The following is a 22,797-nucleotide window of genomic DNA, read 5'->3' as shown; positions in this document are numbered from 1 at the left end:
TCGGTTTACGGTAAATTTTTTACTGAAATTATCACGGAGTTTTATGTTTATTTAGCAGGTCTAATTTCGTCGGTTACGGATAATATTTATGATATCGATGCTGCTATGAAGCTTGGTTACAGCTGGAAATATGGTCCATTTGAATTATTGACTATAGCGGCTAAAAACGGTTGGAATTCGGTAATTAAAAATGCCGATTTAATGCATATCCCACTTCCGCAATATTTAGCCAATAAAGAATATCAAAAAATCGATAAACAAAAATTTAATTCTCACAAAGATATTTTACAAGAAAGTCAGATTAGTATTAGAGAATAGCTCGGCAAAATTAATACTTTATCAAGATGTTTTGATTTTTGTTATTACTATAAAAATGAATTGTTTAAATCATGAGGTGTTTTATTTACTACAAGAAGCAGCAAGTAAAGCCGAAAATGACGGTAAAAATCTTTATATTTATCCGCAAGGAAATAATTTTTCTGCCGGTGCTGATTTAAAACTTCTTCTGTCTTATATTGAAGATAAGAATTTTCACGATCTAGAGAATTTACTAAAGCTGGGACAGCAAACCATGCTCCACTTAAAATATTCCTCTGTACATGTTATTAGCTTGTGGTCTTGGTGTGGCACTTGGAGGTGGATATGAGCTGTTATTGCACTCAAGCTTTATTATAGGAAATCAAGAACTTAACGCAGGGCTTGTAGAACTTGGTGTGGGTTTAATATCCGGGTGGGGCGGTGTTACCGAAATGTTTGCTTGAAGTAATGGTAATAAAACTAAACTAATTAGAAATATCAGCAATATTATAGAGCAGAATAAAACAAGTGCAGCCGGATTACTTTACAGCAGATTATGATGTAGAGAATATGCACGTAAATATGAACAAGCATTATATTTTAGAGGAAGCTTTAAAATTAAACCTACCTAAAAAGATAGTACCGATTCCGCATAAAATTACTTTGCCTAAAATAAATTTAGCAACAGCAATAGATACATCAAAATATAACGATCTACAAAATAAGGTGCTTAGCAAATTTCAAGATATTATTGATACACATAATGAAACAAATGAAGAAGAGCTACTTGCCTATGAGCAGGAAATATTTTTAGAACTTGTAAAAGATCCAAAAACTATAGAGAAGCTGAAAGTAATTGTGGGATAAACTCCTACTATGTCATTCCTGCGAAAGCATGAATCCAGAAAAAGTAGTCTTAATATTGACAAAATAAACCTAAAAAAACAAGTTTTTTGTAGGTTTTACTGGATTCCCGCTTTTGCAGGAATGACATAGAGAGCATTTACCGGTCCACGCAACAATGCTTCACGGGAATGACATAAAAACCGTGCGGGTAATGCTACTCCACAATAATATTGCCTATAACACCACGATAGTAAGTTTGAGGGTCGTACATAGCTTCACTGTAAATAGCAGGAGTAGAGAATATGCCCTTATTAACTGCTTTGATTTTATACTGATACGTCATTTTTTGATCAGAAATAGTACCGAAAATCATAACTCTATCATCACGATTATTTATATATATCGGTTTCCATATCATTACTTCCTGCGTGCGTTCTAATATATTGATGTGGTTGTTATCCGGTAAAAGCTCGAAGCCTGCCGGTAATAAATCAATTAGCACCATATTGCTCAAGGTTTTATTACTACCTGAACGCATGGTGATTTCCACCGTAATATTATCACCTAATTTTACTTTGCTAACCTCTTTATTATTTTCATCGAGATATTTTTTTGTTATTTCTATGCCTTTAACTATCTCTTTATTTTCTGTTAATTGCTTATCATAGCCTGAAGTTAAAAGCTGATAGAAAAAGCCGTTACTTGAGGATGTTAAGTCGATATTCTTATTTTCTACCGACAGCTCAGCAATCATCACTTTATTGCCTTTTAAAGTAACTTCTTTATCTGTAGAGGTTACTTTAATAGTAGCCTCATCTACATGATTTATTTTATCGGCATAGGCAAGACTTGCCATAATAGCATAGCTTGCGGATAGGCTATTATAGTTATCTTTAGCAAAAAGAGCGATATCCTGTACAATTTTTGGGTCAAAGTCTTTTAACCGTTCTGGAAAATGCATAGCAATTAAGTATAAATACTGACTATATTTTATTAGAGGATTGTAATACTGATAGTCTGTTTTTGATATAGGTTTATTTAGAGTAAATCTGTCTAATAATTTCTCCGCTTCTTCATTCATTTGCAGCATTTTATAGCTAGCTGCTAAATAAACGCTAGTCAAATCATCTTGCCATGTATTTTTATGGTACTCGTCTAAATATTTTAAAATATTTGCAATATAGCTTGTAGTAATAACGCTGTTTTGCGTCAGGATATAAACCGCATATGCCTTTTCTCTTGCTTCATCTAAGGAGTTTATTGATCTGTTAGCCATATTCTCTAAATAGTAAATACCTTGATTAAATGTATCACTTGGAACGGCTAAATATCTAGTTGCTCCCTCGCTTAAGAAATGCATAGCATAAACGGAAATAAATGGATCGGAATCGTCATTAAAATTGTTCCAATATCTAAATCCACCGTCATAATTTTGACGTTCTGATAAAGTTTGAAATATTTTTGATAATGATTCATCCATGTTTTTACGATCAGTTTTAAGAATCTGAACTAGTTCTTGTTCATTATATAATAAAATATTGGCAAAATTTTGGCTTATTAATTGTTCAGTGCAACCATAAGGATAATTATCTAGGAAATCTTTAAAGCCAGAAATAATAGCTAGCGGTGATTTAGAAGCGGAAATTTGTAGTTTAGCAAATTCAGGATATACATCCCGTAAGATTTTTAAATTAGCCTTGTTGTCTGTAATAAAGCCTGTATTAACTGTTGTAACGCTTGGACTAGCAGGGCGAACGCTCGTAGTACTAGTTAATTCGGAGCTATGTACTACTGCCATAGATATTATATCCGGCTTTAGGTGATTTATAGAAGCCACAACCTTTAAATCTGCCGAACCGAGTTGATCAGTCGCTTTTAATTTAACATTAATAGTAGCTTCCTTATTTTCGTCTATCGGGATCTCTTTAGGATAATCTAATATTTTAAGTCCTTCACTTGTTTCAATATTTAGAAAAACCTGAGCATTTCCTGAATCTTTTAGGTTATTAAATATTGTTACCGGTACTGTAAATTCATCATTTGGAGCTACAAATAAAGGTAAATTTGGATTGATAATAAGATCGGATTGGACTAATAAATCAGCTTTGGAAGTTCCTATAGAGTCAAGGCTTGAGGCTACCCCTATAACTCTTAAAGTGCCGTTAAAATAGCTTGGTATATCAAATGTGACTTCTCTCTCATCAAGATCTGCTTCTAAAATTCCTGACCAAAATGCTATGGGAGGTTGGCTTTTTCTTTTAAACGGATTAAGGTTTCGAGCGACATTTATACAACCGTCTCCGGCAGGAGCCGCCATATAAGCTTTCATTAATAAAGGACGCTCAGGTAATATTAAATCCATGATTTGTGATGTTCGGACTTCCAAGGCTTTATCGTTAATAAAGTAATTAAGCGGGTCGGGAGTCTGATAACCAGCAAATGATAATATCCCTGCATCAACAGCAAATATTATTATTTTACCGGGATTTGTAGTACGGTAACGAATTGCTAGCTTTTCTCCCGATTTGATTTTTGCAGGAAGTGTTAATCCAATATCTTGTTTATGTTTATAAATGCCCGCAGTAAACGGTACTACTGCATAGCTAAACGGTGATATAAAGATTTCCGTAGCTTCTATGTCTCTTATAAATTGTACATTTACATATCCTTTACCCTCAAAGCCGTCAGGAATTTTTATTTCTTGAATGCTATTATTTTCATCAGCTTTAAACCATTCAAAATTATGTACTTTATCGGTCTCGATAGTAATTAACCCATAACCTGTATAAGGAGTTATAATATTTAAAAGAATAGTATCGCCGGCTGTATAATCATCTTTATCAAGTTTAACTTTTAAATTTGCTTTGTCTGTTAAATTAGCCGTAACATTTCCTTCACCTATTACCGAAAATTCAGCTTGGGCAAAGATTGTATCTTCTTTATCGGTTAAGTAAATAACGTAATCGCCTGCTTCTTTAGTAGGCACTTTATAAATATAACTTTCGTTTGCCGTGATATTAATTTTGTCAGAAGATATATTAGTCTCAATAGGTACTGAACTGTAAGAATAATTACCGTTACTATCTGCTACTAAGTTATTTACATAATTAATCTTTTTTAAGTTAAGAGTTAAATTAGGTGCAGCTACTTTTTCTGCTTTATTTGATATGGCTATGAATTCTATTGCCGCGCTTGTTTTTGTCTTAATATATTTTAGATCGCTATCGCTTCTAAATCCTATAATATAAGGCAGAGGTGACACTATAAGCGATTTGCTTGCGTTTACGCTTCTTCCTGAATCAGGCTCAAATCCTTCTGCTGAAAATGTTAGATTAAAAGTAGCGTTATAATATTTCTCAAGGTTAAGGTCAAAGTTTGCCGTACCTTTAGAGTCGGTAGTAATATCTCCTAAACGTTCGTAAAAAAACTCTTTATTTCCTTTGCTACTATAAAATTTATATTCTTTAAATCTAGGTACGAAAAACTCGGTAGGTCTAATATCAATAAAGCCGCTGACTTTTCTATTTTCTGCAGGAGTGCCGTAAAGATTTATGAGATTAACTGTTGCTTTAAGATCTTTTGGATTTGTCCATAGCTCATCTTGTGAGTTATTGAAGTTTATGTTTATTTTCATGCGGTCAGGCTGAAAATCACCAACCCTGACAGACACGCTATTAAGATAGTTATTGCTGCCTTTATCTCCTACTAAATATAAGCTTATATTGTATAAGCCGGTTAAGGCATCATCAAGCGTTGAGAATAAATATTCGCCGAATCCTTCTGCATCTAGAACTATTTTACTTTTATCTATTACTTTTCCTCTAGGGTTAGTTACTTGTATTTCTAAAGGTAAGCCGTCAAATTTTCCTTGCCAGTCGGTTTGTTTGAGCATAATGCCTATGTGACCTTGCTCGTTTGGTCTATAGATGCCACGATCGGAAAATAAATAAGCTTTTAACCCTTGATCAGAACTAACGGCTCCTGCTACATCAAACCGAGAATAATTAACTTGTCTATCAATTCTACTATACGGCATAAATGCAAAATCATCCTTAGTAGTTAATATATAAGCCACTGGAGTTTTTTCTTTTGAAAAATCATTTATATTTGATAAAACGGCATGTCCTTTACTATCGGTTTTGCTGCTTACTAACACCTCACCGTTAAGTCCTATAATATCTGCTTTTACGCCTCCAGCCGGTTTACCGTTACTGATATAAGAAACAAAGATATGATGCGTCCCGGTTTTATCGGTTTTTACTATACAACCAAGATCGGTAACTAAAATTAATCTTTTATCTTGAGATATAATGTTATTATTGTCTTTAGCATAAACTTTTGCTAGAAATAACCCCTTGGAATAGCTGCCTGCTTCTTCTAAATTAAAATATTTACTGAAATCTAAATCGGTATAATGAGGTAAATTTAAATTTTGAGAGTTCACTATTACTTCCTCTTGAAATACCTCGGAAATATTATACTCATTAAAGGTATATTCATTTATAAAAGTCGGGTTTTGGAAAATATTATATCTATTTGTTTGGCTAATTAAATGATTAACTTCTTGCTGATTAATCCTATCGATTTCTAAATATAATTTATCTATGCCAAGTGAATATACGGGAAGCTTTCTTTTGCCGGCTAATGAAAGAATAGAACCGTCGGACATTAACTTAACTTCTTTAGGGTTATCCGGTATTTGTACGATTTGAAAATAATCTGAGCCGAGTGTTAAATTATCCGATGTTTTAACACCTTGATTTACTTTAACAAGCAAAGCTCTTGAGGCAAACGTATCTACTTTAAAACTATGCATAGTAGTAATGCTTGGGACGGAAGATAAAAGCTCAAAATTTATTTTTTCACTCGATTTAAGAATATCATCGGTTATTTCTTTCGGATTTTGCCATTTATAGTTTTTTTTGCCTGCAACTCCTAAGAAAGCCGGCTTATCCTGCGGTAATAAAAATAACTCTAAATGTTTTTTTATTTCCTCACCCGACACCGGTGTATTTGTGGTAATTATAATTATCTGTTCCGGTTTTAGTTTATCATCTTTAACAATTGTAGCAGTACTATTAGTGATTTTTAAATATGAGGATAGACTTGGAATTAATACATTTTCTTTATAAGAATATCTTATGTTATTTGGCGTCTTATTATTTGGATCTTTTACATTTTTATATGTGAAAACTTCTCCGCCATGTAGAGGTTTAACACCGTCTTTTATAATTACGGAAATTGTATCTTCTTTATCTGTAAGCGGTGGTATATTAGTAATAATCGTAGCTTCCGTATTATTGGTATTGAATTTGATAGAAAACGGTAATTTTTCTTTAGTTGAAGATTTTATAAACTCTATTCTTTCCTCTAGAGTTTTAGGATCGATAGGATAGTTAAAAGCTATTTTAGTTTGAACGAATTTTTTGGAAATATCGATATTATCCTGTAGATAATTCATTTCTTTAATAATAGGAAGTAGTGGTAAAGTCGTGAAACTTATATTATTACTTTTTAAACCAACAAAATTAGGGAATATATAATCTTCGATAGTAATCTTATAAGTTTGATGAGCTACAAAATTGCTTTCTGGAGTAAAATTTATGTTATACCACCAGCCAAATCGCCATTCTCCTTTAATATCAGGTGAAATAGATATGTAATCATTGATTTTTTTGCCGTTAAGCCCTAGCTCTCTTTGTGGCTTTGTACACCATTCTTTAATTCTAGAGTCGCAAAGGTCAATATTTAACGCATTTTGTCCTGCTAACAGATTTTCGTTAGTTAATTTAAAATATAAAGGTATTTTTTCGTTAAAGCTTGCAGCAATTAGTTGTAAATTTATTAAACATACGAAAATAGTAAATACAAATTTGCGGAAAATATTTTTCATATCTATAGCTTATTATTTATGATAACTTCAATTATATATAAATAAAATTAAGTAAAGTAATGAATAAGGATATTTTGTTCAATATTCAGCAAAAGTTTTTTTGTTATTTGGACAAGAAGAGTGTTATGAGATTATCATAATACTCGGCTTTACTATATTAGGAGGCAACTATTTGCACAAGCTATTTGTGTATTACTTTTCACTACAATTTTAAATATATTGTTAAAATATACATTTGAAATACCTTTGAATCCTGCTCTAAATATTAAAGGTTTTGCTTTTCCTAGCGGTCATATGAGCAGCGGCGTAGTATTTGACGGTTGGTTTTTTGCAAATATTATATATTCCTTATTAAGAATAATAATAGTAGTGATTTTAACCGGTATGGGATTTTCGCTGATTTATAAGGGCTATCATTATCCGTTGATATTATTGCATCTATAACAATTGGAATAATGGTTATTGCTGTTATATATAGTGTAACTAAAGAAGAGATTATTCAAAAATACCCTTATATGTTTGGAGCGTTTTTATGGCTATTAACCGTACCGATGGTAGCTTATCTTAAAATTATTGACGTGAATTGTCTTGCTTGGGTATGGACGGTATTTTGGGGATTACTCGGTTTTACTATATTCTGGGGGGCTGTTTTATAAATATTTTGATTTTCCTCAATCAAAATTAAATACATTTTATTAATTTAGCTATCATTGTCGCTTCAGTAGCTTTGATTGCATATATTAATTATCTATTCAAACAATATTTGGGATATAAGTTTTATTTAACTTGGTTCTTAATAGGTTTTAGTTTTCCACTATCGGTGAGGTTATGCCATATTCATATAAGATCAACGCATTAGTATATGAAGTGAGTTAAGTTGCACTTCGTTTCCTTATTTATCGTATAAAGCGAAATTTCCTATTGACTTTTATATAAAACAGTATAAGTTTCTTTACAATTTAATTTTTTATAAAGACATTATGCTCGGCTATGAGAAAGAACAAAGCAGCTTAAATCGTAATCAAAAAGAAGCAATAGGTTTATTATCTGTTGGTACATTTCTTGAATATTTTGACCTTATGCTTTATGTACATATGGTAGTAGTATTCAATGAATTGTTTTTTCCAAAGGCTGATCCAAAAGTAGTTTTTATTTATTCATCTGCTTTTTGTTCAACATATTTATTAAGACCTTTTGGAGCTTTTTAATATTTGGTTGGATAGGAGACGCTATAGGACGTAAAACAACAATTATTACTACCACCTTTTGCAATGTCGATATCTTGTGTAGCATAGATGATGTGAAGAAAGATGAGTCTCCCAAAAGACAAAAAATTGACCTTAGTCGAAATGATTTATTGTTGCAGAAAATTAAGAATAATGATCCTGAAATTGTTCGTGTAGAACTACCTTTGAAGAAGATAGTAGTTTTTTGTCAATTGTAATTAAAACTTTAGAGAAAAATACTGTAGTAAAAGAAATTGATTTATATGGCAGCAACCTTAGTAACGATGATATAAAAAATCTAAGTAAAATTGTAAAGTTAAATCAAATATCACATTTAAACCTGAATTCTACTTCTTTAGATAGTGAAAAAATAAAAATTCTTATTGAGGCTTTAGCAGATAATACCTCTCTTGAATATTTATCTTTAAATTCTATTGCGCTGAAAATAGAAGATTTAAGAATATTAATAGATGCTATTAAAAACCACCCTAATTTAAGTTCTTTAGCATTAGGTAGTAGTGCAGTAGGAAATAAAGGAGCAGCAATTATTAGTGAGTTGTTTCATTCAAAACTACCGTTAAAGTCCTTAGATATAGGACAAATGAATATTACTGCCGAAGGGATAGACGTTATCGCAAATAATATTAGCAGTGCAAAATTAATGTCGTTAAATTTAGGGTATAATAACCTTAGAAACGAGGGAGTCATAAAATTACTGCATGCTTTAATGGCTAATCAATATATTATAAAGAATTAATATTAAATGAAACAAGAATCTCCGAAAAAAGTGCAGAAGTAATTTAAGGTTTTTTAACCTCACGCCTATTGATACTTTAGATTTAAAACAAATAACTTAGGAGATGGAATAAAATATATAGCATCTGCTTTAAAATTAAATCCATGGTTAAAAACTCTAAATCTTAATAACAATAATTTAACCCGTAATAATATAAAAGAACTTACTACTGCATTAACCGAAAATAAAGCGTTAGAAACTTTACTCATAAGCAATAATATTGAAATAGGAGATCTAGGTTTTGAAACAATAGCGAACATCAAAAAAACAATGCTCTAAAAAAATTAGCTCTTATGAACAATTAAATTAGGAGATCTAAGAGATAATAACATAACCAATTTGGGTGCGGAAAGCTTAAAAAGCATTTCAGGTAACATGATGATTTTAGTAGACGGTAATGTTGATAATTCAATATTTGAGAAAAGCGTTGAGGCTTTAGGAGAAAATAATTAAAATTATAAAATAATATTTATATGGCAAATCTAACAAATGCACAGAAAGAAAGGTTAACAGTAGAGTGTGTTAAATATGTAGATAGCCAGACAGTAGAGGAATCATAAGAGATAAAAAATCGAGAGAGGCTTTATTAAAAAGTATTATATTAAACGAATCTATATCTGCCTTAAAAATCCTTACTGAACACTATAAGAAAAAAAATAATATTGAAGCCCTGGATGAAAGTTTTGAAAAATTAGCAGTTCTAGCGGTTTTAGCAAGTAAAACAGAAAAGATTATTCCAAAACAACTTGTTCCTTATATGGTATTTCATGTTGGATTTGCTGACGAGCATCCTACCCACGGGCTATTCAATGACAACAACAACTCAAATCTGCAGAATTTTGCATATGCTTTCCGTACTCGACTTAACTCAAAGATTATAAAAGAAAATGATACTCCTTTACAAAATAGACGCTTTGATGCCTTAGGTAGGTTAATTCAATATAATAGCCAATGTAGTGCCGTATGTTTTGACGGCAAACAAATTTTAGTAGCGTTCAACGAATTACATAATTCTAGTGTGAACACAAATAAAGTTGAACAAATTGAGACACATACCACAAAAGTTTTTAAATATTTACAAGATTATGCTACTTACACAGCTTGACCTACAGAAGAGCAAAAAAATTTTCTATAACAACAAAATCTATCTACTCAACGCAAAGCGCTACTTCTAGATGTTGCACAATATTATTATAAAAATAATAGTGACCATAAGGATATATTACCACGTATTTTGCAAGAGCTAGAAAAATATCCGAATAATAATCAAGAGGTTCAACAAAAAGTCTGTAATGTAACCAGTGTAAGTCCAAAAGTAGTGAAGGCAGTAGCTAGAGCTAGAAGAGATTTGATGAAATGAGAAGATGCATTAAACCCTGATACTATTGATGCAAGTAAAAAATTTGTCCATTTAATTATTGAAGCGATAAAACAACCATATAAAATTGTATTAGATGGTCCACTTAGCGATAAAGCTCATGCTGAAATGAGAATAATACAGTATATAAAAGCACAACTTCCAGATCGTGATAATCAATTAAGTGCAGAAATATAATACATAGGATTGTCTAAATTTTGTTGTATTAGTTGTGATTTAATTATAAATAAAGAAACGAAAAATGTAGATTTGCATTTTACTGATAAGAGTAAACAAAAACACTTAATACCGCTTAATATTACTACTAGCGGAGGAAATGGAGTAGGATATGAATGGGATTTAATAAGATGCTATAAGAAAAAATCCTGACTGGTTAGAGGATTTTCTAGGTAAAACAGCATATGAAAAATATAACGCTTTATCAGAACAGGAGAAGAAAATAGCAATTAACGGTATAGTAAGATATATAGGCAAAGGGGAATTAAAGATTAAGGACACCCCGCTTAAAATAAACCCGGAGAAAGAATATAGCAAAGATAAAGAACATGAACCTTTGAAAAAACAGAGACAAAAGAAATTGACTGCTGACACTTCTTCTAGTGAAGCTGAAGCAAAAAATGAACCTAGGCAAAAGATAATTGCTGCTAAGTACAATGGAAAGCTTTAAACGATCAGTCAAAAAGCAATATCTCAACTGGGAGATAACTCTATATAGAAGAAAAATCTTTATTTCCCGGGAATAAATGTGTTTCTTTCTTGCTTAAATCTCACTTGGTAAAGCTAAATCCACCTCGCTCAAAATATAGTCCGTTCCAGCTTACGGCATAACTAAGCCTTTAAGTTCTTTATCCTTTACATAGGTAATTGTGTTTAAGAAGTCAAGATAAGAGCTAACTTTTTGGCTTTTCCTTTTTTTACAGGTCTTTTATAAAAAGGTTTAACTGCAGAATTATATCTTACAGACGTAACAGTTGCCATATATAATGCTGCCCGCATCGTTTTTCTACCACCTTTAGTTTTTCTAACTTAACACTTAAACCTGAAAAGCTTGATTTTATGCTGCGTCCACCGTCATTCATAAAAGTGAAAGAAATTGAAGAATGGCGCACCCGAGAGGAGTCGAACCCCTAACCTTATGATCCGTAGTCATATACTCTATCCAATTGAGCTACGGGTGCCTAAGTTTGAAGTACTTATTTCTTGTTGCTAACATACGAAGAAGCATATATAAAAGCATAGCATTTGTCAAGAAACATAGAGTGTTCTTATGTTTCTTTGAATAATAAAATATAAAAATGACAATTAATAGTTGAATTATCATATTATATATAGAGGTTTATAAATTGATATGAGAAAAAAATGAATAAAATAAAATTAATCATAATTTACTTACTTTGGATTAATATGACTGCACAAGCAGACAATATATCAGAAAGTGCTAAAAAAAATTTAGCAGTAATTAACTCTTTAAATGTTGAGGAAAAGTGGTAGAAAGGTAATGTAATAAATTGTAAGTCGGGAGAAACTTTATTAGAAGAAACAGAAAAATATAATTCTCCTAAGTTAAAGCGTTTGACTCATTGTAGTTGTTTTGCGTATGCTGCTAGTGCAGCCTTGGGGCTTCCAAATCAGTCTCTACCATCCTGAAAGCGATAAAATTTTTATACCTTACTTTATCAAATAAGCAAGCTGAGTGGCTTGAAACAGAACGAATAAAGAACGGATGGCATTTTGTTAAAGCAGGAAATCGTGATGATAGTTTTATTCAAGCACAAAAATTTGCTAATCAAGGATATTTTGTTGTATCCGTATATAACAATGCTAATCCAAAAAGAGCAGGGCATATTGCCGTTGTAGTACCAAGTAGTAAGGATATAGAGAAAATAAAAAATGCAGGACCGGACACGGCTCAAGCCGGTAATATTAATTTTTCCTGTAGCTCTTTGAAAAAGGGTTTTAGGAATAAAAAAGATGCATTTAAAAACAACGAAATAAAATTTTATTATTATAAAATATAACAGATATCAGTAAGGTAACCGGACAGTGTTTATTCTATGTCATTCCCGTGGGGCATTGCCTGTATGGATCGATTTCCTGTTGTCATACTGTGGCTTGACCACGGGATCCATAAATATGATAAAAAAAATATTAGTATTTTTAACTGGACCCAGCAGGTACAGGCTACGGGGTGACAATGGTGGAATCGATCTACGCGGGCAATGTCTTCCTGCAGCAGCGGGCATCCCCAGTGTTTTAAGTGATTTTTTTGGATACCGTGGTCAAACCACTGTATGACACAGTGGATTTTACTGATTCATGCAACAATGTCTTGCGGGAATGACACCGATTTATGCAACAACGTCCCTGGTTTGCAGGAATGACATAATCAGTTTTTTTAGTTATTGGCTATTTTAGAGATTTATGCAACAGCATCTACTCATGAAATTTCTATGCTACCGACTAGATCCACTTGAGGAGTTTCGCTGTAGCTTGGTAAGTTATCATACACAAGATGAGCTAAGCCGGCTATTCCGTTTACTATTCCTGCTGTATTTTCATAAGCAAATTTTGCTGCTTCTATTCCTGTATAAGTCGTATTTTTTAATAACTCAAATGTGTTCTCCGGCGAATATGCAAGAGCTGTTCCAACACAAATCCCCATAGCAACTGTAGGATGAGCATAAAATCTCCATGCAGCCGTTGATATTGCTGCTTTTACAAATATTCGCATGATAATCTAATATATCAAGTATTGACAAAGTACTTACATTCTTTATAACATTGAAAATGTTTGTATTATGAGTATCAAACTAGATTCTTACGAACAAGATATTGAAGATAATTTTGAAAAGCAGCAAAAAATTGATGATAGAAGTGAAATAGCTTTGCTTCAAAAATTTGCAAAAGCACATCTTAGTACAAAAAGATCTGTTACTGTTAGGGTTGCAGAACATGACATAGAAGCAATAAAAATTAAAGTTTCTAAGCATGGTTTGCCTTATCAGACCTATCTTAATATGCTAATTCATTTAGACCCTACTTAAACTCTAAATATTATGACCAAGTATAGATATAATCATGAAAAGAACGTTAAGTTATTGAATGAGCGTGGTATAGGCTTTGAAGAAATAATACAGTCGATTGCTGATGGTAATTTATTAGATATTAAATTACATCATAATCAAGAGAAATATAAAGGTCAAAAAATTTTATATGTTCAAATGATTGCGCAAGTATATGCAGTACTTTATATAAAAGGTGATAAAGATGTTATTTTCCTTAACACTTTATTTCCTAGCAGAAAAGCAAAAAAGGAATTTTTAAAAAATAAGAAATAATATATGCGCTTTATAGAAGAATTTATAAATAAAGGATATTTCCATCAATGTACCGATTTGGATCGGTTAACTGCTATAACGAAAGAAACAAAAATAGCTGCGTATATAGGTTTTGACTGTACTGCTACATCACTCCATATCGGTAGTTTAATGCAGATAATGATTCTGCGATTGCTTCAGCAGCACGGGCATAAGCCTATTGTAATTATCGGTGGCGGTACGAGTAAAATCGGTGATCCTACTTGGAAAGACGAAGTGCGCAAAATTTTAAGCAAAGAAGATATAGCTAAAAATGCCGAAGGTATTAAAAAATCTTTGTCGAAGTTTATCAAATTCGGTGACGGTAAAAGTGATGCTATTATGCTGGATAACGCAGAGTGGTTAGATTCGTTCAATTATCTAGATTTTCTACGGGATTTCGGTAGCTATTTCTCGGTAAACCGTATGCTGACTATGGATTCGGTAAAACTAAGGCTTGAGCGTGAGCAGCATTTAAGCTTCTTAGAATTTAACTATATGTTATTGCAGGCCTATGATTTTTACTATTTAAGCAAGCATTACAATTGCAGCTTGCAGCTTGGCGGTAGTGATCAGTGGGGCAATATCGTAATGGGAGCGGATTTAATTCGTAAAATAAGCGGCAAAGAAGTATTCGGGATGACGACACCGCTACTTACGACTAGCTCTGGTGCTAAGATGGGCAAGACTGCTGCGGGAGCGGTATGGCTTAATGAAGATTTGTTAAGCCCGTATGATTATTACCAATATTGGCGTAACTGCGAAGATGCCGACATAGTTAGATTTGCCAAATTATATAGCGAGTTCACTCAAGAAGAGCTTAATAGGTTTGAGAGTTTAGCGGCAGAAGATATTAATGCAGCTAAAAAACAGCTTGCTTATGAGCTAACTAAGCTTTGTCACTCGGAGCAGGCAGCAAAATCAGCTCTAGAAACTGCAGTAAAGATATTTGAAGAAGGACAAATCGATGAGAATTTACCTACCGTTGTTTTAGAGCAGGAAGTATTACAAGCAGGTATTAGTGCATATGAATTATTTCATGAAGCAGGGCTTGCTACTTCTAAATCGGAAGCACGCAAGCTTATAAGAGGGAATGGTGCTAAGATAAATGATAGATTAGTCGAAGATGAAAATATGATAATTAACACTAATTTCTTACTCGATAAAAAAGTTATAAAGCTCTCTGCCGGTAAGAAAAAACATATATTGGTTAGGGTTTGAATATTTTGCTAGATTACCATGTTCCCTTCAGTTGCAGCATTATTGTATGGCTCAAATATATTATGTCTAATTGAAACTGTAACTTTCAATTAGACAAATTGTATATTTTCTATCTAATGGGCCCTTATAACATAAGTTAAATTCAAATTTAAACAGTAATGACTAAAATAAGGCTTGATGAATATTTGCTGCAAAAAGGTTTTGTAACAGATATTACCATAGCACGAAGTTTGATTATCCAAGGTAAAGTACATAATAAGCATGAGCAGTTAATTAAGCCTGGGATACAGGTTAATATAAATGACACCGAAATTAAGGTAAAACTACCGCAGCATAATTATGTTTCAAGAGGGGCATTAAAATTAATTGCCGCTTTGGATTATTTTAAAATTGATCCCGAAAATTTAGTTTGTATTGATATCGGTAGTAGTACCGGCGGTTTTACAGAAGTGTTACTTGAGCGTAAAGCAAAATTAATTTTTGCCGTAGATGTCGGTTATGGCGAACTTCATCCTAAATTACGCGACAATCCACACATTAAGGTGCTTGAGAAGACTAATGCACGATATTTAACCGATAAACAAATAATAACGAAGCCTGATTTAATTGTTTGCGATGCCAGCTTTATTAGTTTAACTACTATATTACCGACTGTACTAAATTTAGTTAAAGAAGATTGCATGCTTATTGCTTTAATAAAACCGCAGTTTGAGGTCGAAAAGCATGAAGTAGAGCAGGGAGGAGTTATTAAAAATCCTCTCTTACATCAAAAAGTATGCGATAAAATCAAAGATTGGCTTGAGAAAGAGCATAATTTTAAAATATTCGGTATAATAGCAAGTCCAATACTAGGAGCTAAGGGGAATCAAGAGTTTTTAATATGCGGAAAAAGAAAAACGCTTATTTTTCTATAGTTTATCCTTAATTTGAATTGTTTTAGTAATCATTGCATCTTCTAATGTATAATTATTCAATGTTTTTATAAATGCTTCACTTGCTTCTTTAATAAAATGTTTAAATTGGCATGAATTTGTAATTCTGCAGCTATTAGTATTTTTATTGAAACATTCTACTATATCCATATTAGGTTCTAATTTTTCTATTATATCTCCCAACTTCATGGAAGAAGGGTTAAATGCTAGCTTAATTCCTCCTCCTTTTCCTTTACTACTATTAATATATCCTAATTGTGCTAATCTATGAATCACTTTTATCAAATGATTAAGGGAAATATTATGGTACTCTGATATCTCTTTTACACTACAAATTCTTTCCGGTTTTGAAGCAAGATATATAAGGCTACGTAATCCGTAGTCGGTAAAACTTGTTAACTGCATAAAAATTTTATTTATTTTTACCTTGAATATACAAAAAAAACGTCTATATAAGTCTAGTTACTATAATATGTATTTTAAATGCATATTATAGTAAAGGTTATATTATTCAAAAAGGAGTAATTATGTCTAGAACAACTATAGTGAGAGAAATAAGAAAAACTGCTGAGCTATTTAAGAATTTTGATATTACTAAATCTTTAAATTTTTATGGAAATTTAGCAACTAAATATGAAGCAGTGGTAAATAAAAACCTGAGAAAGGAATACAGCCAAATGCAATGAAAAATTTTTTAAATCTTACCGGCAGTAGTATTCTAAAGGTTTTAAGTGCATATAGCGAAACAGATGAAGTAGGTCTTTTAGAAGTGATCCAATCCAAGCATTAGAGAATGATCATAAATGTAAAAGGGCGGTATCAAAAATTGTTGGTATACATGTAGGGCGTAATATTCTTTCAGAGTTATATCAACCTGTTGCTGAAGAGCTTATATCAAATGTAGATGAGGGTAAAAAGCTGGTAACCGAAATATTAAATATAGTAGGAAAGCATTTTGTAAGTGCTGAAAAGAAGCAATATGATGAATTAAAAGCAAAGTATAATATAGCGAGTTTTGAGAAAGTCATAAAATAAAAATCGAAATAGAAAGTGCTGAACAAAAAGTAATACCGCACAAACATAGGCAAATTATTACTGTTAAAGTAGGAGAAAGATACAGTGAATTTACAGTTATAAAAACCGGTCATGATGAAGAAGGTCATTATTATGAATACTTAATAAAGAAAAATCCTAATGGAACTGTAACAAATTATCTATTTGATTCTGAAAATCATCTGGTAAAAGTACACCCTTTATATATTGAATCGGATATAGAAAACAATAAAGATCTCGTTCTTATCAGCGGCGGGTCGGGAGCAAGCCATTCTATTTCTAGAATTAATAGTATAACAAATGAAGAAAATGTTAAGCTTTCCGCCGTTATGCACATTATTCACTCTACTAGAAATAAAAACAGTGATACATTTCAATTAGATGCAGCTGTAAAAAAATTAACTGATATGGCAGCAATATGCGATACTGAAATTCACTATAAATTTTATACTCAAGATAGTTATAATAATATTAATGAGAACGATAATATACATTATCATACCGGTAGAATAGCTGAAGAATTTTTATTAGGCCTTTTAAAAGGTGAAACTGATGAAATTTGTGGTCCTCATTCTTTTAACGATCATGTGCAGCATATATTAGAAGCAAAAATGGGGGTTATGTGTATACTCAGATTCATGTAGAAGCATTTTGTTCATCAGGCGGAGACTATGATCCATCTCTAAGCAGACCAGAGGGATTATCGAGTATTTGCCCCTTTATGAATATGTAGTTTTACAAAAATATAAAGTTAAATATTGCTTATATATTCTAATTAGTGTATTTTCGTTACGGATAAGCATTATAAAAATTATAGATAGGTGGGTTTATCCCACCTTTTTTGTTATAAATATCAAATATGCAAACTATTGAACAACAAATAGCAAACGTAATAGAAGAATCCTTGACAGATATGGGATTTGAGTTAGTTCTTGTGAAGTTTAAAGGTGTTAACCCTAAAGTAGTCGAGATATTGATTGATAGCTTAAACAGCGAAAAAATATCTGTGGAAGATTGTACTAAAGCAAGTAGGACTATCTCCGCTATTCTAGATGTTGAAGATTTAATAGAAGCTGCATATTCTTTAGAGGTAGCATCAAGCGGTCTTGAACGTCCGTTAGTAAAGTTTGAAAATTATAATAGATTTTTAGAAAGAGAAGTTAAAATCAAACTTAAAGAATTATTGAACGGCAAGACTCGTTATCAGGGTAAAATAATTAAAGCCGAAAATAATAAAATATATTTAAAATGTGAAGAACAAGAAGTACTAATTGATTATGATTTAATTAAAAATGCTAATCTAGTTTTAACTGAAGAAGTATTTAAAAAATTGCTAAAGCAATAAGAGATAATGTATGTCTAATATAGGTAATGTAGAAATTTTACAAATTATAGATTCTGTAGCTCGTGAGAAAGGAATATCAAAAGAAATTTTGATTTCAACGGTTGAACAAGCGGTACAAGCAGCAGGACGAAAAAAATACGGTAATGAATATGATATTAAAGCTCAGATAAATAGGAAAACCGGTGAGATAAATCTTTTAAGGATCTTAAAAATAGTAGAAGATGTAGAAGATTACTTAACGCAAATCTCACTTGAAGAAGCTTTAATAAAGAATCCGGAAGCTAAAATCGGTGATGAGATATATGAATATTTACCGCCGATTGATCATGCTAGAGTATCGGCTCAAGCTGCAAAACAAGTTATAACTCAACGTGTTATAGAAGCTGAACGTGAAAAACAATATCATGACTTTAAAGATAGAAAAGGCGAAATTATAAATGGGATAGTTAAGAGAATAGAATACGGTGATATAATAGTTGACCTGAGTCGTGCTGAAGCAATAATAAAAAAAGATCAATTAATTAAGGGTGAGAATTTTAAACCTAATGATCGTATAAAAGCATATGTACAGGATGTAAGGCAAGAAACAAAAGGACCGCAGATTTTCTTGTCTAGAGTAGATAACCAGATGCTAGTTAAACTATTTAAGCTAGAAGTACCTGAAATTCTTGAATCTATTATTCAAATAAAATCAGTAGCACGTGATCCCGGTTCAAAAGCAAAAATAGCGGTATTTGCTGCGGATAGTAGTATAGATCCCGTAGGCTCATGCGTAGGTATTAGAGGTAATAGAGTAAAAGCCGTAACAAATGAATTAAACGGAGAGAAAATTGATATAGTATTATGGAGTAATGATCTTGCACAGTTTATAGTTAATGCTCTTGCACCGCTTGCACCTGGGGAAATCACAAAAATTTTGATTGATGAGGATAGGCATAAGGTAGAAGTAGTAGTTTCGCAAGAAAATCAAAGTATTGCAATAGGTAGAAGAGGGCAGAATGTTCGTTTAGCTTCTCAGCTTACAGGGTGGAATATCGATATAATGACCGAAGAGCAAGAATCCAAAAGAAGAAATGAAGAGTTCTTAACTTCTACGGCATTATTTATGGAAGCTTTAGATGTTGAAGAAGTTATAGGTCAGCTTTTATCGGTAACGGGATTTAATTCAGTAGAACAAATTGCTAGTAGTGAGATTAGTACTTTAACAAGAATTGAAGGCTTTGAGGAAGAACTTGCCGTAGAGATTAAAAATCGAGCTATTAATTACGTCGACCTTAAGAATGAAAAGATTATCAAAAAGCTAGAGGATCTAGGAGTTGAGCAAGAATTAATAGATATATTAGAATTATCGCTTGAATTAATATTACAATTTGCCGAATATGGTATAAAGACCATAGAAGATTTAGGAGAGATGAGTGTAAATGAATTTAAAAATTTAGCTCCAAATTCTAATATAACGGACGAAAATATTAAATTGCTGATTAAAACTGCTAGACAGCATGGTGCATTGAAGGATAGTTAGTGGGTTGAATGTAGGGTGTATGTCATTCCTGCGAAAGCAGGCATCCAGAATAAATAGCTTAGTAATTAGGGCGTCCTTGAAAAATAAACCTATAAAAATAAGTTTTTTTTATAAATTTTAGTGGATTCCCGCTTTCGCGGGAATGACATAAACGAGCCATGCGAGCAACGCCGCTTTTAGTTAGGAATGACATAATCAAGTAGTAGACGGAAAAAAACAGAAACACAAAGGTTTTAAATATGACGGATAACCAGGAAATCAAACCCAAAAAGTTGACACTTGGCAATTCAAAATTATCGCTTAATAAGTCTTTTGACTCTCTTACAGGAGCTCAAAGCTTTGTTAATGCTAAATCTAAAACGCTAGTAGAAGTTAGAAAAAGTTCTACCGGTAGTGCTACTACCCTTTCATTAAATAAAGAAAGGAATAGCTTAGATCAAACTGTTATTGATGCTAATAAGGAAGAATTTAACAGACGTTTATCTATTCTTAAAAAAGCTGCTGAGCAATCTCAATTAAATGACCCTTTAAAAATAAGCACTTTAAGCAAACTTGCAAGTATTAACCAGTCTGCTAACTCAAAAATAGAACCGCTAGAAACTGATAAAGAAGTTGAACAGAAACAGCAAAATACCGAAGAAAATAAAGTAGAAGTTAGTGCTAAAATCGTTCAAGATGATGAAGATATACCGTCACAAATACCTAAAAAGAAAGAAGAAACTTTTGTAAAGTCTCCTTTAGTAGGAAAGCGAACACGTTACGGTATAGAATCAGAGAAAGAATTAGATAAAACAGCAGAGAGTAAAATAATAGCACCAAAAATTAAGCTAGAAGAGCCAAAAAAATTCAAAAAAGCCGATCTTTTCAATATGCTTAGCGACGACGAAAGCGGCAGCGGTAGAACTAGAAGTCTTGCTGCTATAAAAAGAGCTAGAGAAAAAGAAAAGCGTAAATTAGTATCACAAGCACCTGAGAAAGTATATAGAGAAGTGACGATCCCGGAAGCTATCGGAGTCGGCGATCTTGCAAATGCTATGTCTGAAAGAGTGGCTGATGTAATTAAAGAATTAATGAAACTCGGTATTCTTGCAAATGCTAGCCAAACAATAGATGCCGATACGGCAGAACTAGTTGCAACAAATTTAGGGCATACGGTAAAAAGAGTCCAAGAGTCAGATGTTGAAAATGTTTTAATTAGTGATGATAAGGTTGAGGATTTAAGAACGCGTGCTCCGGTTGTGACGGTAATGGGTCATGTCGATCATGGTAAAACCTCATTGCTTGACTCTCTTAAGTCTACAGATATTGCTGCAGGTGAGCTAGGCGGAATTACACAACATATTGGGGCTTATAGAGTAACTCTTGCAGACGGTAGAGCAATTACTTTTATTGATACTCCGGGGCATGAAGCTTTTTCGGAAATGCGGTCAAGAGGTGCTAAAGTAACGGATATAGTTATTATAGTGGTCGCAGCAGATGATGGAATCAAAACGCAAACGGTTGAGGCAATTAATCATGCGAAAGCAGCGGGCGTTCCTATAATTGTAGCTATTAATAAGATTGATAAGCCTGATATTGATATTGAGCGTGTAAAGAACGAATTATATGTCCATGAAATTATCGGCGAAGAGGCAGGTGGTGACATTATGATTATTCCTATCTCGGCACTAAAGAAAATTAACTTAGATAAACTTGAAGAAGCAATTTTATTAATTGCAGAAATGCAGGATTTAAAGGCAAATCCTTTCGGTTCAGCTGCCGGTGTTGTAATCGAGTCAAAAATTGAACAAGGAAGAGGAACGCTAACCACTATATTAGTGCAGCGAGGTACTTTAAGAAACAGTGATATTATAATAGCTGGTACTGCTTACGGTAAAGTTAAAAAGATGACTAATGATAAGGGACTAGAAATAGTAGAAGCAACTCCGTCTGTTCCTGTAGAAATTCAGGGGTTAAATGAAGTGCCTTTTGCCGGCGATAAATTTAACGTAGTACAAAATGAGAAACAAGCAAAAGATATAGCCGAATATAGAATGCGTCTTGCTAAAGAAAAAAAAATATCTATTGCACCGCGTTCAAGTTTAGAAGATTTGTTTTTAAAAGCTTCCGGTAATAGTAAAATTAAGGAATTACCTTTAATTATTAAAGGTGATGTGCAAGGCTCGGTTGAAGCTATTTCAGGTAGCTTATTAAAATTACCGAGTGATGAGATAAAGCTTCGTATACTTCATAGCGGCGTAGGTCCGATAACGGAATCCGATGTATCTCTTGCACATGCTTCTTCGGCTATTATTGTCGGCTTTAACGTTAGAGCAGGGGCAAATGCCTTAACTGCCGCAGAAAAAGAAAAAGTCGATATTCGATATTATAGTATAATATATCATTTAATTGATGATATAAAAGCCATTATGAGCGGTATGCTTGATCCGATCGTTAGAGAGCAGTATATCGGAAGCGCAGAAATGAGACAAATATTTAATATTACCAAAGTTGGCAAAATCGCAGGTAGTTATGTAACTAAAGGGATTATTAAGAAAGGAGCGGGCGTACGCTTATTACGTGATAATGTAGTCATTCATGAAGGAAAACTCAAAACTTTAAAACGCTTTAAAGATGAAGTTAAAGAAGTTAGAGAAGGATATGAGTGTGGTATAGCATTTGAAAATTACCAAGATATTAGAGAAGGAGACACAGTTGAAGTTTTTGAACTAATTCAAGAACAAAGACAATTATAATATACTCGTTGAACTTCACAAATTTACATTATCATACAAGTACTGCGGCGTTGTTGCATGGATACTACTAAATCGTCATTGCGAGTAGTTGTAGACTGCATGGCAATCTCATGAAATAATAACAAACTCTTGAGATTGCTTCGTCAATTACTCCTTAATTTCCTCGCAATGACGAAAAGTTAGAACCACGCAACAAT

The 22,797-nt window shown here is 32.5% G+C and carries 21 protein-coding genes, 1 tRNA gene and 2 pseudogenes; 19 read left to right on the top strand and 5 right to left on the bottom strand.

The genetic code is table 11. The annotated features are described in order from the left end of the window. Positions 1-105 precede the first annotated feature (105 nt). From RC_RS04195 to RC_RS04190, 3 genes are all read left to right on the top strand, one after another. Positions 106-318: a hypothetical protein gene (locus RC_RS04195; protein ID WP_010977446.1), complete on the top strand. Its 213-nt coding sequence runs from the start codon at positions 106-108 to the stop codon at positions 316-318. A 281-nt stretch (positions 319-599) separates the two neighbouring features. Then, on the top strand, positions 600-761 hold the full coding sequence (locus RC_RS09115) for an enoyl-CoA hydratase/isomerase family protein (RefSeq protein WP_010977444.1): 162 nt from the start codon (positions 600-602) through the stop codon (positions 759-761). Between the two features lie 118 nt (positions 762-879). Then, complete coding sequence (locus tag RC_RS04190; protein WP_014419861.1) at positions 880-1,164, top strand: hypothetical protein; 285 nt, start codon at positions 880-882, stop codon at positions 1,162-1,164. Between the two features lie 193 nt (positions 1,165-1,357). Here RC_RS04190 and RC_RS04185 read toward each other — a convergent pair whose 3' ends face one another. Next, on the bottom strand, positions 1,358-7,036 hold the full coding sequence (locus RC_RS04185) for an alpha-2-macroglobulin family protein (RefSeq protein ID WP_010977442.1): 5,679 nt from the start codon (positions 7,034-7,036) through the stop codon (positions 1,358-1,360). 219 nt (positions 7,037-7,255) lie between these two features. Here RC_RS04185 and RC_RS04180 point away from each other — a divergent pair, with 219 nt between their 5' ends. The 4 genes and pseudogenes from RC_RS04180 to RC_RS04165 all read left to right on the top strand — a co-directional run bounded on the left by RC_RS04180 (position 7,256) and on the right by RC_RS04165 (position 9,066). Then, positions 7,256-7,480 carry a hypothetical protein gene (locus RC_RS04180; protein ID WP_010977441.1) on the top strand — a complete coding sequence of 75 codons (225 nt, stop codon included), beginning with the start codon at positions 7,256-7,258 and terminating at the stop codon, positions 7,478-7,480. An 11-nt stretch (positions 7,481-7,491) separates the two neighbouring features. Then, on the top strand, positions 7,492-7,692 hold the full coding sequence (locus tag RC_RS10340) for a hypothetical protein (protein ID WP_010977440.1): 201 nt from the start codon (positions 7,492-7,494) through the stop codon (positions 7,690-7,692). 324 nt (positions 7,693-8,016) lie between these two features. Continuing rightward, positions 8,017-8,244, top strand: coding sequence for a hypothetical protein (locus RC_RS04170; RefSeq protein WP_004998146.1), 228 nt, complete (start codon positions 8,017-8,019; stop codon positions 8,242-8,244). Between the two features lie 92 nt (positions 8,245-8,336). Then, positions 8,337-9,066: pseudogene (locus RC_RS04165) on the top strand (hypothetical protein). Positions 9,067-9,084: 18 nt separating this feature from the next. On the opposite strand, the gene RC_RS10335 reads toward RC_RS04165, so the two are convergent. After that, positions 9,085-9,267 (bottom strand): hypothetical protein, encoded by a 183-nt coding sequence (locus RC_RS10335; RefSeq protein WP_233417437.1) that lies wholly within the window; start codon positions 9,265-9,267, stop codon positions 9,085-9,087. Positions 9,268-9,815: 548 nt separating this feature from the next. On the opposite strand from RC_RS10335, the gene RC_RS04155 reads away from it, so the two are divergent. Further along, the gene (locus RC_RS04155) at positions 9,816-10,163 is read left to right on the top strand and encodes a hypothetical protein (RefSeq protein ID WP_010977437.1); all 348 of its coding nucleotides are present in this window, start codon (positions 9,816-9,818) and stop codon (positions 10,161-10,163) included. Between the two features lie 459 nt (positions 10,164-10,622). Further along, positions 10,623-11,103: pseudogene (locus tag RC_RS04150) on the top strand (hypothetical protein). Positions 11,104-11,537: 434 nt separating this feature from the next. On the opposite strand, the gene RC_RS04140 reads toward RC_RS04150, so the two are convergent. Next, a tRNA-Arg gene (locus RC_RS04140) sits at positions 11,538-11,614 on the bottom strand. 181 nt (positions 11,615-11,795) lie between these two features. Here RC_RS04140 and RC_RS10815 point away from each other — a divergent pair. Beyond that, on the top strand, positions 11,796-11,927 hold the full coding sequence (locus RC_RS10815; RefSeq protein ID WP_016830838.1) for a hypothetical protein: 132 nt from the start codon (positions 11,796-11,798) through the stop codon (positions 11,925-11,927). A gap of 946 nt (positions 11,928-12,873) precedes the next feature. On the opposite strand, the gene RC_RS04135 is transcribed toward RC_RS10815, so the two are convergent. Next, on the bottom strand, positions 12,874-13,167 hold the full coding sequence (locus tag RC_RS04135; RefSeq protein ID WP_010977434.1) for a hypothetical protein: 294 nt from the start codon (positions 13,165-13,167) through the stop codon (positions 12,874-12,876). A gap of 67 nt (positions 13,168-13,234) precedes the next feature. Between RC_RS04135 and RC_RS04130 the strand changes: the two genes are divergently transcribed. The 4 genes from RC_RS04130 to RC_RS04115 all read left to right on the top strand — a co-directional run bounded on the left by RC_RS04130 (position 13,235) and on the right by RC_RS04115 (position 15,927). Continuing rightward, a complete protein-coding gene (locus RC_RS04130; protein ID WP_010977433.1) occupies positions 13,235-13,480 on the top strand; it encodes a CopG family antitoxin in 246 nt (81 codons plus the stop codon). 12 nt (positions 13,481-13,492) lie between these two features. Beyond that, positions 13,493-13,774, top strand: a complete 282-nt coding sequence (locus RC_RS04125; RefSeq protein WP_010977432.1) for a hypothetical protein — start codon at positions 13,493-13,495, stop codon at positions 13,772-13,774. A 3-nt stretch (positions 13,775-13,777) separates the two neighbouring features. Beyond that, positions 13,778-15,013: a tyrosine--tRNA ligase gene (tyrS, locus tag RC_RS04120; protein WP_010977431.1), complete on the top strand. Its 1,236-nt coding sequence runs from the start codon at positions 13,778-13,780 to the stop codon at positions 15,011-15,013. A gap of 158 nt (positions 15,014-15,171) precedes the next feature. Next, positions 15,172-15,927 carry a TlyA family RNA methyltransferase gene (locus tag RC_RS04115; protein WP_010977430.1) on the top strand — a complete coding sequence of 252 codons (756 nt, stop codon included), beginning with the start codon at positions 15,172-15,174 and terminating at the stop codon, positions 15,925-15,927. Here RC_RS04115 and RC_RS04110 read toward each other — a convergent pair. Next, entirely contained in the window at positions 15,922-16,350 is a 429-nt protein-coding gene (locus RC_RS04110) for an Rrf2 family transcriptional regulator (RefSeq protein WP_010977429.1), read from the bottom strand. The two genes, RC_RS04115 and RC_RS04110, sit on opposite strands and share 6 nt — an antisense overlap. Positions 16,351-16,472: 122 nt before the next feature. On the opposite strand from RC_RS04110, the gene RC_RS09445 reads away from it, so the two are divergent. The 5 genes from RC_RS09445 (at position 16,473) to infB (ending at position 22,600) form a co-directional block, all read left to right on the top strand. Then, on the top strand, positions 16,473-16,631 hold the full coding sequence (locus RC_RS09445; protein WP_010977428.1) for a hypothetical protein: 159 nt from the start codon (positions 16,473-16,475) through the stop codon (positions 16,629-16,631). A gap of 696 nt (positions 16,632-17,327) precedes the next feature. Further along, positions 17,328-17,642: a hypothetical protein gene (locus tag RC_RS04100; protein ID WP_004998166.1), complete on the top strand. Its 315-nt coding sequence runs from the start codon at positions 17,328-17,330 to the stop codon at positions 17,640-17,642. Positions 17,643-17,857: 215 nt separating this feature from the next. Next, the gene (rimP, locus tag RC_RS04095) at positions 17,858-18,343 is read left to right on the top strand and encodes a ribosome maturation factor RimP (protein WP_010977427.1); all 486 of its coding nucleotides are present in this window, start codon (positions 17,858-17,860) and stop codon (positions 18,341-18,343) included. A 10-nt stretch (positions 18,344-18,353) separates the two neighbouring features. Then, the gene (gene nusA, locus RC_RS04090) at positions 18,354-19,865 is read left to right on the top strand and encodes a transcription termination factor NusA (RefSeq protein ID WP_010977426.1); all 1,512 of its coding nucleotides are present in this window, start codon (positions 18,354-18,356) and stop codon (positions 19,863-19,865) included. 239 nt (positions 19,866-20,104) lie between these two features. After that, positions 20,105-22,600, top strand: a complete 2,496-nt coding sequence (gene infB, locus RC_RS04085; RefSeq protein WP_010977425.1) for a translation initiation factor IF-2 — start codon at positions 20,105-20,107, stop codon at positions 22,598-22,600. Positions 22,601-22,797 lie beyond the last annotated feature (197 nt).

The organism is Rickettsia conorii str. Malish 7, assembly GCF_000007025.1.
Lineage (GTDB): Bacteria > Pseudomonadota > Alphaproteobacteria > Rickettsiales > Rickettsiaceae > Rickettsia > Rickettsia rickettsii.
This window is presented reverse-complemented; position numbering and strand designations above follow the sequence as displayed.

Excerpts from the sequence above, each read along its gene's own strand:
- RC_RS04195 (WP_010977446.1), top strand. The coding sequence starts at position 106 with ATGAAGCTTGGTTACAGCTGGAAATATGGTCCATTTGAATTATTGACT.
- RC_RS09115 (WP_010977444.1), top strand. The coding sequence starts at position 600 with ATGTTATTAGCTTGTGGTCTTGGTGTGGCACTTGGAGGTGGATATGAG.
- RC_RS04190 (WP_014419861.1), top strand. The coding sequence starts at position 880 with ATGAACAAGCATTATATTTTAGAGGAAGCTTTAAAATTAAACCTACCT.
- RC_RS04185 (WP_010977442.1), bottom strand. The coding sequence starts at position 7,036 with ATGAAAAATATTTTCCGCAAATTTGTATTTACTATTTTCGTATGTTTA.
- RC_RS10340 (WP_010977440.1), top strand. The coding sequence starts at position 7,492 with ATGGTTATTGCTGTTATATATAGTGTAACTAAAGAAGAGATTATTCAA.
- RC_RS04170 (WP_004998146.1), top strand. The coding sequence starts at position 8,017 with ATGCTCGGCTATGAGAAAGAACAAAGCAGCTTAAATCGTAATCAAAAA.
- RC_RS10335 (WP_233417437.1), bottom strand. The coding sequence starts at position 9,267 with ATGAGTAAAGTTTCTAACGCTTTATTTTCGGTTAATGCAGTAGTAAGT.
- RC_RS04155 (WP_010977437.1), top strand. The coding sequence starts at position 9,816 with ATGGTATTTCATGTTGGATTTGCTGACGAGCATCCTACCCACGGGCTA.
- RC_RS10815 (WP_016830838.1), top strand. The coding sequence starts at position 11,796 with ATGAATAAAATAAAATTAATCATAATTTACTTACTTTGGATTAATATG.
- RC_RS04135 (WP_010977434.1), bottom strand. The coding sequence starts at position 13,167 with ATGCGAATATTTGTAAAAGCAGCAATATCAACGGCTGCATGGAGATTT.
- RC_RS04130 (WP_010977433.1), top strand. The coding sequence starts at position 13,235 with ATGAGTATCAAACTAGATTCTTACGAACAAGATATTGAAGATAATTTT.
- RC_RS04125 (WP_010977432.1), top strand. The coding sequence starts at position 13,493 with ATGACCAAGTATAGATATAATCATGAAAAGAACGTTAAGTTATTGAAT.
- tyrS (WP_010977431.1), top strand. The coding sequence starts at position 13,778 with ATGCGCTTTATAGAAGAATTTATAAATAAAGGATATTTCCATCAATGT.
- RC_RS04115 (WP_010977430.1), top strand. The coding sequence starts at position 15,172 with ATGACTAAAATAAGGCTTGATGAATATTTGCTGCAAAAAGGTTTTGTA.
- RC_RS04110 (WP_010977429.1), bottom strand. The coding sequence starts at position 16,350 with ATGCAGTTAACAAGTTTTACCGACTACGGATTACGTAGCCTTATATAT.
- RC_RS09445 (WP_010977428.1), top strand. The coding sequence starts at position 16,473 with ATGTCTAGAACAACTATAGTGAGAGAAATAAGAAAAACTGCTGAGCTA.
- RC_RS04100 (WP_004998166.1), top strand. The coding sequence starts at position 17,328 with ATGCACATTATTCACTCTACTAGAAATAAAAACAGTGATACATTTCAA.
- rimP (WP_010977427.1), top strand. The coding sequence starts at position 17,858 with ATGCAAACTATTGAACAACAAATAGCAAACGTAATAGAAGAATCCTTG.
- nusA (WP_010977426.1), top strand. The coding sequence starts at position 18,354 with ATGTCTAATATAGGTAATGTAGAAATTTTACAAATTATAGATTCTGTA.
- infB (WP_010977425.1), top strand. The coding sequence starts at position 20,105 with ATGACGGATAACCAGGAAATCAAACCCAAAAAGTTGACACTTGGCAAT.